The sequence below is a fragment of the Flavobacterium foetidum genome, from assembly GCF_004634245.1.
Classification (GTDB): Bacteria; Bacteroidota; Bacteroidia; order Flavobacteriales; family Flavobacteriaceae; genus Flavobacterium; species Flavobacterium foetidum.
On the sequence record NZ_SJTF01000025.1, the window covers coordinates 1 to 15875 of the forward strand.

The 15875-nt window shown below is 34.9% G+C and carries 9 protein-coding genes; 3 read left to right on the plus strand and 6 right to left on the minus strand.

The features are described 5' to 3' along the window. The first annotated feature begins 156 nt into the window (after positions 1-156). From E0W73_RS21070 to E0W73_RS21080, 3 genes are all read left to right on the plus strand, one after another. Entirely contained in the window at positions 157-1437 is a 1281-nt protein-coding gene (locus E0W73_RS21070) for a TolC family protein (RefSeq protein ID WP_244248534.1), read from the plus strand. A gap of 2 nt (positions 1438-1439) precedes the next feature. Next, positions 1440-2702, plus strand: coding sequence for an efflux RND transporter periplasmic adaptor subunit (locus tag E0W73_RS21075; RefSeq protein WP_135224024.1), 1263 nt, complete (start codon positions 1440-1442; stop codon positions 2700-2702). An 880-nt stretch (positions 2703-3582) separates the two neighbouring features. Continuing rightward, positions 3583-5583 carry a heavy metal translocating P-type ATPase gene (locus E0W73_RS21080; protein WP_135224025.1) on the plus strand — a complete coding sequence of 667 codons (2001 nt, stop codon included), beginning with the start codon at positions 3583-3585 and terminating at the stop codon, positions 5581-5583. Positions 5584-5611: 28 nt separating this feature from the next. On the opposite strand, the gene E0W73_RS21085 is transcribed toward E0W73_RS21080, so the two are convergent. From E0W73_RS21085 to E0W73_RS21110, 6 genes are all read right to left on the minus strand, one after another. Beyond that, positions 5612-7222, minus strand: coding sequence for a hypothetical protein (locus tag E0W73_RS21085; RefSeq protein ID WP_135224026.1), 1611 nt, complete (start codon positions 7220-7222; stop codon positions 5612-5614). Between the two features lie 53 nt (positions 7223-7275). Then, on the minus strand, positions 7276-7929 hold the full coding sequence (locus E0W73_RS21090; RefSeq protein WP_135224027.1) for a VOC family protein: 654 nt from the start codon (positions 7927-7929) through the stop codon (positions 7276-7278). A 313-nt stretch (positions 7930-8242) separates the two neighbouring features. Then, the gene (locus E0W73_RS21095; protein ID WP_244248535.1) at positions 8243-9385 is read right to left on the minus strand and encodes a cytochrome-c peroxidase; all 1143 of its coding nucleotides are present in this window, start codon (positions 9383-9385) and stop codon (positions 8243-8245) included. Positions 9386-9585: 200 nt separating this feature from the next. Next, positions 9586-11049 carry a hypothetical protein gene (locus tag E0W73_RS21100; protein ID WP_135224028.1) on the minus strand — a complete coding sequence of 488 codons (1464 nt, stop codon included), beginning with the start codon at positions 11047-11049 and terminating at the stop codon, positions 9586-9588. After that, complete coding sequence (locus E0W73_RS21105) at positions 11036-12505, minus strand: RagB/SusD family nutrient uptake outer membrane protein (RefSeq protein ID WP_135224029.1); 1470 nt, start codon at positions 12503-12505, stop codon at positions 11036-11038. The genes E0W73_RS21100 and E0W73_RS21105 overlap by 14 nt, the downstream gene beginning before the upstream one ends. A gap of 5 nt (positions 12506-12510) precedes the next feature. Further along, positions 12511-15873, minus strand: a complete 3363-nt coding sequence (locus E0W73_RS21110) for a SusC/RagA family TonB-linked outer membrane protein (protein ID WP_135224030.1) — start codon at positions 15871-15873, stop codon at positions 12511-12513. Positions 15874-15875: the final 2 nt, after the last annotated feature.

A 15875-nucleotide genomic window follows, 5' to 3' on the forward strand; every position in this document is an offset into this window, starting at 1 on the left:
ATCTTTTTAGATCTGCGTGAACTAAATTGTCAATTTAAAAGATTTTCACGCAGATTCTGCAGATTTTAGCAGATTCTACAGATTTTAATTAAAATAATAATCTGCGTTTATCTGCTAAAATCTTTTTAGATCTGCGTGAAATTAAATTAAGTAACTATGAAAATACAATATAAAATCAACATAAAATTCTTTGCGTACTTCGCGCTTCCTTTGCGAACTTTGCGGTTAAGTGAATTCCTATTGGCAAATAAAGTTTTGTGGTTAAGCACATTCCTATTGGTAAGCACAACAATTTTCGCCCAGCAATCCATCAGCCTAGAAAAAGCCATTGAATTAGCCAAATCCAACAATATCGACTTAAAAATAGCCGATAAAGAAATCGAAAAACAAACTGTTTTAAAGAAAGCAGCTTTTCAGCCCGATCCGCTTCAGGTGCAGTATCAAGGCGGGCAGTTCAATAGCGTCGATTTCGATCATAATGTTTCGGTACAGCAGTTTTTTCCATTGGGTAATATTACAAAAGCCAATAGGCAATTGCAGGAAGAATTGGCTAAACTGGCCGAAAAACGAAAAGCATTATCATCTTATGACTTAGAAAAGGCGGTGACATTATCGTATTATCAATATTTATACGGCATTTCAATTCAAAAGCTAAATTCAGAACTGAATGATATTTACACCAAATTCTTAAAGAATGCCGAACTTCGATTTAAAACTGGAGAAAGCGGGAATATCGAAGTGATTTCTGCGAAAGCAAAAGTCAAAGAAATTGAAACACAAAAGGAACAATTAAATTACGATTTGGCGATTTATCAAAAACAGCTTCAGTTTTTTATTCAGACGAACGAAAATATTGTTCCCGATCCCAATACGGCTTTACAATATGTTTTTGCAGAAAATCAGCAAAACGCAAAAGCCGAAAGTTTGATGACCGAATTCTATCAACAGCAGATTTCGGTTTACCAAAAAGAAGCAGGAACTTTTAAAGCCTTGAGAACGCCGAAAGTCGGATTAGGGTATTTTGCCCAAACCATTAATACCGAATCTTTGTTTCAGGGATTTACGGCCGGATTGCAAATTCCGTTGTTTGGAGGTGTAAATACAACGAAAGCGAAGGCGGCAGAAATTGGTGTTTCGCAGTCGCAATTGGCTTTGGATAAAAATAAAATGATTTTGAGTTTACAAAAGGAAGAGTTGCAAAACAACTTTAAAAAACAGCAGAAAAATCTAAATTATTATCAAAACGAAGGATTGCAATATGCGAATCAAATTATAGAAACGGCACAGAAAAGTTATGCTAATGGCGATATGAGTTACTGGTCTTATATCAGCTTTTTGAATCAGGCGATTGATATTAAAAAACAATATGCTGAAGCAACACACAGCTACAATCAAAGTGCAATCGAACTCCAATTCCCAACCATCAAAAACAATTAATAATGAAAAATATACTTAATTATTTAACCGCAAAGGGCGCAAAGGTTTCGGAAAGAGCGCAAAGTTTAATTTCCTTGCGTGCCTTGCGCTTTATCTTTGCGTGCCTTGCGGTTACTTTGACAAGCTGTACTGAAAAGAAAACTGAAGAATCTCACGAGGAAGAAAAGTCAAGTACGGAAGTCGCTTTGACAGAATCGCAATACAAAACAGTTGGCATTGAAACAGGATTTGTAGAAGACCGAAACCTCAATAAAATAATTAAAGCCAATGGTTACACTACAGTTCCGCCACAGAATTCTGCCGAGGTTTCGACTTTGATTGGTGGAACGGTAAAAGATATCTTTGTTTTGGAAGGAACATTTGTCAACAAAGGAAAAGTTCTGGCAACAATCCAAAATCTGGAAGTGATTGAGATGCAGGAAGAATACCAATCGGCAATTGCTAATGTTGAATATCTGCAACTGGAATACAATCGCCAGAAAACCTTGAGTGACGAAAATGTAAATCCGAGAAAGATATTTCAGGAAGTGAAAGCCAAATTAGCCGCCGAAAGAGCTAGGGCACAGGCCGCAAAGAATAAGTTAGATGCTTTAAACGTTTCGGCAAAAGGAAAATCCTCTCTAGTTCCAATTGTTGCGCCAATTAATGGTTATGTTGGGAAAATCAATATTGCGAAAGGCGCTTTTGCTAACACGGGAGTTTCGCTGTTTGAAGTTGTGGATAACAGCCAGATGCATTTGGATTTGAATGTGTACGAAAAAGATTTGGGTTCGATTTCTATTGGTCAGGTAATTGATTTTGTATTAACGAATCAGTCCAATAAATCGATTAAAGGAAAGATTTTCGGAATCAATAAATCTTTTTCTAACGAAAGCAAAACCGTTGCGGTACACGCCAAAATTGATCCAGCCGATGCCAAAGGTCTGATTCCAGGAATGTATGTTTCTGCAAACATTAACATCACAAACGCAACAGTTCCGGCGCTTCCAAAAGATGCGGTGGTCAAAAATGCCGATAAGTATTTTGTTTTTGTACAAGAAGAAGCTCATGCGGAAGAAAAACACGAACACGCAGCAGGTGAAAAAGAAGAAGCGCACGAAAATGAAATTCATTTTAAAGTTGTAGAAGTGGTTCCTGGAACTACAGATTTAGGTTTTACCGAAATCAAATTTGTAGATAAGATTGAGTCCGATGCAAAAATCGTTACCAAAGGCGCTTTCTATTTATTGTCTGCGATGAAGGGCGGGGGAGAGCATACGCATTAAGAAGTCGTTTTGCCGCTAAGGCGCTAAGACGCTAAGTTTTTTTTAAGTTTTATTAGAAGAATCTCGCCAAGATTCCAAGTCGCAAAGTTTTTCTGCCACGAAGGCGCTAAGGCGCAAAGGAATTTTGCAAGGTTGTGGAGTCGTAGAGTTTTATTTTTTTCTTTTAAGTTTTCTTCAATTGCCTACAGCTTTAGCTGTAGGAATGTATAATGATACGAAAAGGCTTTAGCCAAACTTGCGCAAGTTTGGCTAAAGCCTATAAAATGGGTTTCATTTAACCTCCAGCTAAAGCCAGAGGCAATTGAAAATAAAATTTGTAGAATAAATCTATATTAAACAAAATAACTTCGTGTCTTAGCGCCTTAGAGGCAAAAAATAGCGTATATCACACTGAAAACTCCACAAAGCGTTCCTGCGGTTGAAACCGCAGGCTATATTTTCAATTGATTCGTTGATTTTTTTTCTGCCACTAAGGCACTAAGGCGCAAAGGAATCTTGCAAGGTTTCGGAGTCTTAGAGTTTTTTTTTCTTTTAAGTTTTCTTCAATTGCCTACAGCTTTAGCTGTAGGAATGTATAATGATAAGAAAAGGCTTTAGCCAAACTTGCGCAAGTTTGGCTAAAGCCTAAAAATAGGTTTCATTTAACCTCCAGCTAAAGCCAGAGGCAATTGAAAATAAAATTTGTAGAATAAATCTATATTAAACAAAATAACTTCGTGTCTTAGCGCCTTAGAGGCAAAAAATTCGTTTTTTCTATAATGTAAAAAAAACTTTGCGTCTTAGCGCCTTCGCGGCAGAAAAAATAGCCGTAAATTTAGAGCATTATTTAAATAAAACTTCAGGATTTAAAACTTGAAACCTGAAGCCTGAAACTAAAAAAATGATACATCAAGATAAAGAGGTAAAAAATATAAAAAACAAGCCGAAAACTTCCTGTTGCTGTTCGCATGATGAACCTGTACATTCTCATAATGGCGGTCTTAATCACGAAGGACACGACCATGAACACAATTTACAAGGAAATCTTTTTAGACTCTTTCTGCCTTCAATCTTATCTTTTGTTTTACTGATTATCGGAATTGTTTTTGATAACTATTTTCCGCAACAGTGGTTTACAGGATACGTTAGGATTCTGTGGTATGCAATTGCCTATCTTCCTGTTGGATTTCCGGTTTTGCGAGAAGCTTATGAAAGCATTAGAAAGGGAGACGTGTTTTCTGAATTTTTCCTCATGTGTATTGCCACCATTGGAGCTTTTGCAATTGGTGAATATCCAGAAGGAGTTGCTGTGATGCTGTTTTATACAATTGGAGAGACTTTCCAAGGAATGGCAGTCAGCAGAGCAAAATCAAACATAAAAAGCCTTTTAGATTCACGTCCAGATGAGGTGCATGTTTTAGAAAACAATATAGCTGTAAAAGTCAAAGCCAAAGACGTTTCGATTGGCTCTATCATTGAGCTTAAAGCTGGAGAAAAATTAGGATTGGATGGCGAATTAGTATCAGATTCGGCTTCTTTTAATACAGCGGCTTTAACAGGAGAAAGCAAACCTGATACTAAAAAGAAAGGAGAAACGGTTCTTGCGGGAATGATAAACGGAAATACGATTGCTGAAGTAAAAGTGACAACTGCTTATAACGACAGTAAATTGTCTAAAATTCTGGAATTGGTTCAAAATGCGACAACCAAAAAAGCGCCTGCCGAATTGTTTATTAGAAAATTTGCTAAAATCTACACGCCAATTGTAGTGTATTTGGCCATTGCGATTTGTTTGTTGCCAATGTTGTTTGTAGATAATTATGTTTTTTCGGACTGGTTGTACAGAGCCTTGGTTTTTCTGGTAATTTCTTGTCCTTGTGCCTTGGTGATTAGTATTCCGTTAGGTTATTTTGGCGGAATTGGTGCAGCAAGTAAAAACGGAATTCTGTTTAAAGGCAGTAATTTTCTAGACAGCATTTCGACCATTCAGAATGTGGTGGTAGATAAAACGGGAACCATGACCGAAGGTGTTTTTAAAGTTCAGGAAGTGATTCTAAAACCGGAATTGGATAAAGAAGAAATTCTCAAACTGGCTAATGCTCTGGAAAGCCGAAGCACGCATCCTGTTGCTACTGCGATTCATAATTATGTTGGGCAAATTGATCCTTCAATAGAATTAAAAGAAATCGAAGAAATTTCTGGACACGGATTAAAAGCCATGTTTGATGGAAAAGAACTGCATGTGGGGAATTTTAAGCTCTTGGATAAATTCAATATTTCGTATGATATTAATCCTTCAACAATCGTTTACACCACCATTGCAATCGCTTATGATGGAAAATTTGCAGGTTATCTAACCATTGCAGACGAAATAAAAGAAGATGCAAAAGAAACCGTTTCTAAACTGAAATCGTTGGGAGTAAAATTAACGATGTTGAGCGGTGATAAAACCAATGTGGTTCAGTTTGTCGCTGACAAACTCGGAATCACAAAAGCATTTGGAGATTTGCTTCCAGAAGAGAAAGTCAATAAAGTAAACGAAATTAAAGCCAGAAACGAAACGATTGCTTTTGTAGGCGATGGCGTAAACGATGCGCCTGTAATTGCTTTGAGCACTGTTGGAATTGCAATGGGAGGTTTAGGAAGCGACGCTGCAATTGAAACGGCAGATGTTGTTATTCAAGATGATAAACCAAGCAAAATCGCAATGGCAATCAACATCGGAAAACAAACCAAAAAAATCGTTTGGCAAAATATCATTTTAGCTTTCGTAGTAAAAGCTTTTGTGCTAATCCTCGGCGCCGGCGGACTTGCCACAATGTGGGAAGCTGTTTTTGCTGATGTAGGCGTGGCATTGTTGGCGATTTTGAATGCGGTAAGGATTCAGAAGATGAAGTTTTAGAATATTATCTTAAGGATTGGAAGAAGATTTACTCTTCTTTCCATTCTTGATTTGCGAATAAAAGCAACTTATTTACTCGAATATAATCGTACTGCTCTTTGGTGAGAAACACAACTTGTGCGTCTTGTCCGCCGGTATATAATTCGTAAAACTGCCCTTTTAGCTTTTGCTCGGTTACAACGGATTTTACAAAATCAAAAAAATCAGGATCAATCCAATCATTATCTATTTTAAAAACTTTAGTATAAGATTTATTGTCCAGCTTAAATTTTAATGTCGTTTTTTTGCTCTTTTCGATATCAAATGAATTTGAAACATGACTTGGATTAAATTCATTGTGAGAGATTATAGCAAATTCCTTAATAAGTTCTGCGTATGGATCTTCAAGATTTCCTAGTTCCGTATCAAACCAATAAATCATGTTTGGAAAAGCAAAAAGAATTTGGTTGTAATTGCTATTTTCTTGTTGAGAGACCTTTTCTTTTCCCAGATTAATTTGCTCTACTGTTAAATTTGAAAACAAGCCAATTTTTATATAGTCCTCAATCGCTTTCTCAATTTGCGAAGTCGTGGGTTTGTTTTTGAAATCTTCCGAACTTGGTACCAAATAAGATTCCGGATTTTGAAATGCTTTTTCTTGATCTTTACTTAAAGCCATTATTCCAAAAGGTTTTTCCTCAGTTGTATCTTCGTTATAAGATGTAATTCGATGAAGTCTGTATGGTGAGTGTTGGTCAGCAAGTATTTTATTGAAGATTTTATAATACTCCTGAGAATCGATAAAACCTGAGGAATATTTATTTTTAGAAGGAGTGTACATATGGTAAAAACTTTTTTGCTTATACTTTATCCCATTTGATTGGATTGAAACAATAAAGTCGTAGAATTTATCATCTTCATCAGACATGATACTGTCAAGTGCAATTTGAAATTCAAAATTGGTAAAAGCCAGTTCAGGCAATATAGTAGCTGTTTTTTGATGAACAAGTTCTAAATACTTTTCAGGCTCACTGGCGTAATTTTTTGGATCAATGATTACGGCTTTGGAGCAATACGCAAGCATGTCAATCGGGTTTTTGATTTTTTGATTGTCTATAGCAAAAATAAGATTTTGGTCTTGCATTTCGACAATTCCATTTTGTTTTAATTTATCGGCAAATTCTTTTAGTTTATCAGGTGCCATATAATCTTCTTTGAAAGCCTTAAAGGTAATATCGCTGATAAATTGAAGTTTGTTGGTATACGATTTTTTATTTATTTTCTGATGAAAATACTGTGTCTGCTTTTCATTAAGAAGCTCACATTTTTTAAGTCTTAAAAGATAATCGATAAGTTCTTGATTTTCCTTTTTTTGTTGGTCTTCATTCAGTTTTTCCGACTCAAAAATATCATGCGAGCCTATCTCAGAAAAGAAATTTCCAGTTATGCTTTTATATTCACATTGAAACAATCCGTACAAATATGAAGTAGTGTTCTTTGTTTTTACTCGATCTCGGCTTTTCTCAAAATCTTTTACTTGTTTTTGTTCAATAAGATTATTGTCGATCAGTTTTTGTAAAATTGGATCTTTTGATTGTGCGTCTACAGTATTTGATGTAAAAATTGAAAATAGAAAAATCGTCGTGAGTATGTTTTTCATCTAAAAAAGCACTGTAGTTAGTAAAAATTTGATAGTAAATATATTGTATTTAATTATAAAAATTTCAATTCAATTATATTTTCATTATTTTCTAACGATATTCTTACCGGATTACTTTCAGAAGGAATTTGAGTTGGATACCAATTTCTAGTTGGTTGTACCAAAATCAATAAACCTTCATGATCACCAATTGCTGCAAATTTGTCTGTATTTGTGTTTTGAGAAAAGAAATGCAAACCATGTTCTTCAATTAATTGATTTCCTAACTCTAATGGACTTTCGGTAACAATTCCGATTTCGCTTATGCTTAAAATAGAAGCAGAGTTGAATTCGCCAACTTGTTCGTTATTAAGGTCATGTCTGGCAATGAACTCCAATAAATTTCCGTTATGATCGAAGAAATAAATAGAATGCGCATTCCAATTTTCGAAATTCGTAACTACGCTTTTATCTTCTAAAACAATTAATTCGACTTTGTTTTCACACCATTTAATAGCTTCTTCAAGTTGATTTTCAGGAATATTAAAAGCAAAATGATATATGGAATTAAAGGCCGGATCTTCAACAAATTTTAAAATAGAAGTTCCAGCCTGAAACGTTATCGATTTTTGGTCGTTTTCCAGAATAAAAAGCCCAAAAAGATTCTGATAAAATGTTTTCGTTTTCTGGATATCATTTGTTTTGATTTCGATTTGATCTATTTTCATAATAGTAATTTTTATAAAAGAAGAAGCTTCTTTTGAGTTAGACTCAAATTTAAGAAACGCCAATAATATCAAGAATAAAGCGGTATTTCATGTATCAATAAAAAGATAGCAAATAATTATTGATTGGCTTCGAATGGCATCTTTAAATACTTTATAAAGCTACAAAAAGACAAATGGTCATTGTTGCAAGATTATCGGAAAATTTTCCATATTGTGCTCCTTAGTTTAAACAAAATAAGCCCTTTCCAAAAAGAAAAAGGTTTAATAGATTTGCAATTAATTGGGAGCAAAAGACAAATCATTTTTGTTGCTGCTATTTCGGCATTTCAGGATAAATAATTCTTCTTGTCGGCGTACTTAAGGTTTCGATAAAAGCCAATAAATCTCCCATTTCTTCCTTACTCAAATTCAGTTTTTTAAGCATCGGATCTACTTTCGGAATCAGGGAATCTCTTGGCGTTCCCAAATATTTTTTCTGAACAGGAGATGGATTTCCTAAATTGTACAATTCTACAACATCCAATAAAGTAGGGAAATGTCCGTGATGCATCCAAGGCTTGGTGTTTACCACTTCGCGAAGTGTTGGCGTTCGGAATTTACCGATATCTTTTACATCTTTAGTCACATTATAACGTCCGAAATCTTCATTTTTGGTTCCGAATAAAGTCTGTCCGTCATTATGAAACTGATTATCACTAAAATAAGGCGTATTATGACAGTTAATACATTGCGCTTTGGTTCTGAATAAATGAAGACCTTTTACCTGCTGATCGGTGTATATTTCTGATTTTCCGCTTATAAACTGATCAAACTTGCTTTTCGGACTATTGATAGATCTTTCGAAAGTTGCAATGGCATATTGAATTCGCTCTAAAGTCACTTTTTTGTCACCAAAAGCAGCTGTAAACAGAGAATTGTAACCTTTAATTTTAGCGATTTTGTCAACGGCAATAGTCAGTTTTTCATTCATTTCCAAAGGATCAGCAACCGGAAACTGCGCTTGATCTTCTAAACTTGAAGCTCTTCCATCCCAAAACAGTGAAGTGGCATAAGCAGAATTCAGAATGGTCATCGAATTTCGTTTTCCAGTCTGGCGATCATGTCCAAATGAGCGTGTCAAATTATCTGTCCAGCCCAATTCTGGATTGTGGCAGGAAGCGCAGGCAATTTGTCCGCTTCGTGATAATCTTGGGTCAAAAAACAATATTTTCCCCAAACTTTCTTTTTCCTTAGAATACGGATTATAAGCGGGATAAGGAACGGCAGGAAGCACACCGATGTCCTGAAATTTTGATTTGTCAATACTCTCATGTAATTCGGCTGCCGGCCATTTTGAAGCATCACCACTGGAATACAGTTTTCGGAGTTCCTGAATATCAATATAATCAGGATTTTCCACACTATTATAAGCCGTCAAGCTCAGCAGGAAAAGAATAGGGAAGATTAGTTTTTTCAATTTTTTGCTTTTTGTTTTTTTTTGATTTGTTTGAAGTTTCAGGTTTCAAGTTTCAGGTTGCAACAGAACGTGAAACCTGAAACTTGAAATATTTTTTTTTGATATGCTAAAAGCTTTGTCAAAGTTTTTAAACTTTGACAAAGCTTGAAAAGTTCCAGACTGTCAACTGCGACTGAATACTAAAATCTGTACACTGAACACTAAAGCGTAACTTCTTTAGGGCACGGAATACTCAAAGCAGCCGGTTTTGGGTACGTTCTGTTATTGTACATTCTGTATTGTGTCGATACCGTTCCTCCAAAGAGTTTGTCATTGGTAAGTTTCAATTCAAATGAAATTTCAAATAAACCGTTACTGATTTCTTTATATGTTCCTTCACCGGAAATTGCTATGACATGAGTATTTGTAGCACTAGATCCAATTGTAATATCTTGTGGAATGACTAAAACTGTTCCTTCGGTTTTGCTTGTTCCATTTGCCGGGAAAAACTCTAACGCTGAGGTAATATTAAATCCTGGAGAAATAGCTGCAGAATTACTTTCGTTAGAAAACCATCTTTTTAAACCAAAAGAGTTTACAGTATTCGTACCGCTGGCAACGTTAAATCCGATTTTAAAGGCATCGTGGTAGATATCATCATTTGGATTAGATGTTCCTCTATCGCTGTACAAAATAGCATTCGGATTATCTTTTGTTGCAACAACTGGAAAAGTTAAAGCGTTGAAAGTCATCCATGCACAGTTTTCGTTGTTATTAAACCAATGTTCTCCGTAAGTCAAATAAAAGGCATTTGTTGGATCTGTAAATTTGGAAGCGGGATAGGCCTGAACATCTCTTTGAGATTTTATTGGTTTTACAATAGTTAAACTTGTATTTCCAGTGGCAATATAGTTTGTGATATTGACAAGATTAATTTTTGTTTCATAGCGAGCATCATCATTCTGAATATCTTCTAAAAGCGTCAGATGATAGGTAATAGAACTTCTATTGTCTCCGAAATCATCATGAGTTAAAGAATATTCAAAACCGTTTGTAAATTTGAAAATAGAGGCACTTTCAATTTCTGAGGGAATAAATCCGTTTGGGAAATTCACCTTAAAATCTATCGTTTCGCCTGCCTCTCCTTTTACAACTAAATCTTTTACAGGAAAAGTATAAGTTGTGCTTACATCTTCTAAATTAATAGTAAATACATTATTTGGAGAATTAGTGTTTAAGTTTCCAATATGAACTTCAGGATTAGACGCATTTTCTAATTTTAGAGTAATGGCTTGCTTGTTTTTCCATCTTTGATCAAAAGAAACATAAATGGTATCTGTTAGTTTATTTGGCTGAAACAATAATTCACTCTCTGGATTAACACTGAAAGTATCGAGATCACCTGTAGTAGCAGTGCTGAAATTTACTACAACTGGCGATTTTAAATCCATTGAGGTTAAGCTAACCGGAACTTTTAAGGTTTTTACCGATTTGTTTTCATAACTAGATGAAGGTATAATGGTGGTGCTAACCGAAGGATATTCTAATGGAACACCAGCACTGCTTGCTAAGAAATTAAATCTCACAAAGGGAGTAACACTTTTGTCTAATCTATAGTCATCCTTCGAACAAGACGCAAGTGCTGCAAAGATGCTTACTAGGTATATAATTTTAATACGATTCATTTTGCTTTAGGTTTGGGTTAAGATTAATGTTGTTTCTTGGTATTGGCAATACATATTTTGAGGAAGGATAAGTAATACTGCAGTTCAATGAAATACATCCATCGTTTCTCGAAACATCTTTTTTATTTCTGGCGATATCAAAAAATAAGAAACCTTCAAAACAAAGTTCTTTTCTTCTTTCTAAGAATAAAGCATCTCTTAGGTTTTCAGTATCACTGAGGGTACTTGCATTTGCTCTGATTCGGATTGTATTTATATCTTCTTTGGCTTGTGCGGTATTGTTAAGCTCAAGAGAGGCTTCTGCACGAATTAAATATTGTTCACTTAGTCTAAAAGCTACATAACCTGGATTTCCTTGAAATTTTCTTGTAAAATAATAGTTGCGATTAACAGGTTGTAAATTTACAATAGTCGAGATTGATTGTACTTGAAACAATTGTCTTCGGATATCTGACGTTTCATATAAATTTATTAGATCTTCTGAAGCAACATAATTTCCGTACGACGTGTCAGTAGTGTAACCAAAATGAGCCGACATGGATCCACTTGACACTCCATCTGTTGATCTTGGAATTGAAAATTCTAATAGAATTTCAGAAACTGGCAGATCTGGTTTTGCCCATTCAGAGATATAATCTGAAGAACTAACCAAATTTACTCCTGAACCTGTAATGATGTCATTTGAAATATTATAAGCGTTCTGCCAATCTTTTTTAGCTAAATAAACTCTTGCTAAAAGCGCTTGAGCACTTGTTTTCGTGAAATAAGAATATACAGGACCACTCAAAAGAGTTGCATCTGAGTATAAATTTAATGCTGCAGTTAAATCCTCAACAAGAAGTTTATAAGTGTTGGCAGCAGTTTCTCTTGCAGGATATTTAAGTCCGTCGTTTAGAGAAGTTGTACTGTACACAATTCCTAAATGCGATGCGTCTTCAGTAAAGCCATAATTCTGGCTGTAGACTTCACTTAACAAAAAGTGGGCATAAGCTCTAATGGTCAATGCCTGAGCTTTTATTTGATTTTTTTCTGCATCAGTTGCGTCAGTTAAAGCATCTGTAAATTCTAAAATTAAGTTAGATAAATTTATGATTGTATAGCTGTTACTATAAAAATAAGCTAAGTTCGAAGTATTCGAAATATCATCAAACGCATAAATGTTTGCAATTGTACTGGGAGTACTAATCTGTCCTTTTGTACTTTGCGTTATCGAAGGAGTGAATTTTATATTTCCTCCCTGAAGATCTGAGTATACGGCAAAATTTCCTCCGCGTAAATTAGATTCAAGAGAACCATAAACCCCATTTAATGCCTGTAAAACACCTTGTTTGGTTTTTAATTGTTCTGTAATTGATATTTGAGTACCAGGTTCTTGTTCTAAAAAATCACTGCAGCCTTGCAATGACAAAAGTATTGCTGTAAACAGTATAAATTTTATGTTTTTAAAATATCTCATCTTTTTTAAAATTTTGTATTAAGACCACATGAAATAGTTCTTGCTTGTGGATAAGTGTAACTAAATTCGCGAATACCATTCATTCCCGCTGGGCTTTTTTCTTTGTACCAATAAAGCGCATTAGAAACATCAGCAAAAATGGTTAGAGAATCCAGAAAAGTATTTTTAATCGGAACATCGTAGCTCAAATTAATGTTGTTGATTTTGATGTAAGTCGCATCATAAACATATTTACTCATGTTTGAAATCAAAGTATTGTTGCTTGGAGCAGGTTGAGAAACGATATCCCCAGGATTTCTCCAATAATCATAAGCATTTACAGACATATTTCTGTTTGATGTTGTATTAGTTTTAGAAATAATCTGGTCTGATACAAACTTATCTCCGCCCCATTGAAACGAACCATTTATAGACAAGGTAATCTTGTTGTATGTAATTCTATTAGCAAAACCTCCAAAAGCTTTAGGTTGTGTATCTCCAATTGGCTCCCAGTCAGCATTGGTAAATAGTCTATTGTAAGTTGCAGCATCATAAACTTGTCCATTTTTTTTGATTAAGTCACGTCCTGTTGCAGGATCGACACCAACCCAGTTTACTCCCCAGATTGTAGTCGTACTGTAACCAATTTTTTGTGCCAAAGCAATATTTGCCTGAGCATAATCGCTTCCTAAACCAACCAAGTTGGTAACTTTATTATCGACTGTAGCGATGTTGAAGGTAGTCGACCACTTGAATTTGTCTTTTTTAAACCATCTAAATCTCGTAGAAAATTCAAATCCTTTATTGTACATATCTGCCGCATTTAATTGCACAGATGTATAACCTGTTTCACTTGGAATATCACGAGAAGTGATCAAATCTGATAGGCTGTCATAATAATATTCTAAAGATAAGTCTATGAAATTAAATATGTTAAAATCGATGCCGGTATTAAATTTTACATTTTTTTCCCAGCTTAAATTTCCATTTGGAGATACGCTAGAAGTCGCGCCGATATTTCCGTTGTATCCATTTTGAGATACTGTATAAAGTCCTTTTGAACGATAAGAGCCAATTCTTGAATTACCAGTTGAACCGTAGCTTATTTTTAATTTCAAAAGATCAATCCATGAAGTATTTTTTAAGAAATCTTCATTGTTCAAAATCCATGCTAAACCTGCTCCGCTATTAAAAGCCACATTTGCATCATCACCAAAAACAGAACTTTCATCACGTCTAAAATTGGCCAAAGCATAATATTTCTTTTTGTAGTTATAGTTTATTTGAGCAAATGCCGAAACTCTTGAATTATAGCTGATTTCCCATCCTCTCACTTGTCGTCTTGTAGATTCGTCAATGTTTGGTGTTGCAGGATCATCATCTTGCATTGAGTCTTCGATTCTGTTGATCACATTCGGATTTACAAAACCAGATGCAGAAGCATACTCAAAGTTTGCTTTTTCTTCGGAAAGCTCAAATCCAATCACTCCATCAATAGAGTTGTTTGGGTTGATGTCCTTATTAAACAACATTTGTCCCTGCCAGTTCCATTTAGTAGAATTTCGGTTGTTTATCAGTCTTCTTCCCCAGTTATTATAAGTATCGCCTCCTAAGACAAAAGTTCCATTGTTTTGTCCGCTCTCATTTTCTCCAGAAAAATAACGGTCTTGTGTTTTATCAACGTAATCAATACCAAATAAGGTCGAAAATCGGATGTTTTTGTTCAATTCATATCCTAAATTCAAACTTCCTAAAATTCCAAAAGTTTCAGTTTCGTTTTTGTTTTGTTCGATTGCAGCAAGAGGGTTTCCTCCAGTATTTCCGCCCGAAACACCTAATAGAGAGTATGATCCATCTGCATTATAAGGAGATAAATTTGGGACATAAGCAAAATCATAGTAGATATTTGGCGCATCTTTTTTGATAAAACTTGGATTAAGAGATAGATTGGCGCTCCATTTAGATCCTTTATACCCTACATTAATTCCACCATTAATTTGTTTTGTATTGTTGCCCAGTTGAGGTTCATCAATTTTTAAATAGGTTATGTTGGTTCTATAAGTGAATTTTGTGTCAGCTCCAGAAACGCTAAAATTATATTTATTATAAATTCCGTTTTTGTTTAATAAATCGAACCAGCTTGTATTTATTCCATTATACGGCACATTAACGTATCCTGGAGTTGTGTTTCTTAAATAATCATTTCTTAAATTAGTGTATTGTTCACCATTTAAGTATTTTATTTGATTGATTGCTGACGAAACTCCAAACTGGTTTGAAAAACCGAATTTCGTATCGCCTTTCTTTCCTTTTTTTGTAGTAATCAGAACGACACCATTCGCACCATCAGCTCCGTAGATACCTACAGCCGCTGCATCTTTTAAAACCGTAAAATCTTCAATATTATCAGTTGAGATCATGGCAAGAGGATTTGATAATCCTTCAGCAAGCCTTCCGCCGTCAAAATATTCATTATCAATACCATATTGTTCACTCATAATAACACCATCAATAATAATCAAAGGCTGAGATGAAGTTCCTAAAATTGAATTTGTTAAGGATTTTAATGTACCCTGACCACGAATATTGATTTTTACTGGTCCGCCAACACCAGAAGTATTTTCGATTAAAACACCTGCAATCTGACCTTCAAGCATTTTGTCTATACTTTCTGAGGCCTGTTGCACTGGAATATCCTTTGCAGTAATATTTGAAATACTCCCCACAATTTCTTCTTTCATTTTTGATGTTCCATAAGAAGAAGTAATAACTACAGGATTTAATTCGTCTGCAGCTTCTTCAAGGAAAAAAGAAAATAGTTTTTTAGTACCCGCTTTTTGCGATTGCGTCTGCATTCCTAAAAAACCGACTTCAAGTACTAGATTCGGAATATCATTTCCGGTTAGCTGGTATGCAAATTTCCCGTTAAAGTCGGTGATAGCGCCCATACCGCCATTTCCCATTCCTTTGATGCGAACAGTTGCGCCCGGAAGCGGTAATTTGCTTTTGGCATCGTAAACAATTCCAGTAATAAAACGTTCTTTTTCTTGTTGATTTTCAGAGCTGTCAGGAGTGGTGCTGGTGAGTAAAACCTGTTTTTTCTGAATGTAGTAAGAAATATTTTTTCCTTTCAGCAACTGCTTTAACACAGTTTCTAAAGTAGCATTGTTAATGTCTAAATCGGCCAGCTGCTCAGCGTCTATTTTTCTGGCATTGTAAATTATTCTAAAATCGCTTTGTTCTTCAATTGATTTGATAATTACGCTTATAGGCTGATTTTTGGCATGTATGGTAATTAATTTTTGCTGCGAAAATCCTTTAAATCCGGATATAAAGAGTGCTAAGAAAAACAGAATTTTTCTTAAAACGGGTGATATCGAAAATGTCATGT

Excerpts from the sequence above, each read along its gene's own strand:
- E0W73_RS21070 (WP_244248534.1), top strand. The coding sequence starts at position 157 with ATGAAAATACAATATAAAATCAACATAAAATTCTTTGCGTACTTCGCG.
- E0W73_RS21075 (WP_135224024.1), top strand. The coding sequence starts at position 1,440 with ATGAAAAATATACTTAATTATTTAACCGCAAAGGGCGCAAAGGTTTCG.
- E0W73_RS21080 (WP_135224025.1), top strand. The coding sequence starts at position 3,583 with ATGATACATCAAGATAAAGAGGTAAAAAATATAAAAAACAAGCCGAAA.
- E0W73_RS21085 (WP_135224026.1), bottom strand. The coding sequence starts at position 7,222 with ATGAAAAACATACTCACGACGATTTTTCTATTTTCAATTTTTACATCA.
- E0W73_RS21090 (WP_135224027.1), bottom strand. The coding sequence starts at position 7,929 with ATGAAAATAGATCAAATCGAAATCAAAACAAATGATATCCAGAAAACG.
- E0W73_RS21100 (WP_135224028.1), bottom strand. The coding sequence starts at position 11,049 with ATGAATCGTATTAAAATTATATACCTAGTAAGCATCTTTGCAGCACTT.
- E0W73_RS21105 (WP_135224029.1), bottom strand. The coding sequence starts at position 12,505 with ATGAGATATTTTAAAAACATAAAATTTATACTGTTTACAGCAATACTT.
- E0W73_RS21110 (WP_135224030.1), bottom strand. The coding sequence starts at position 15,873 with ATGACATTTTCGATATCACCCGTTTTAAGAAAAATTCTGTTTTTCTTA.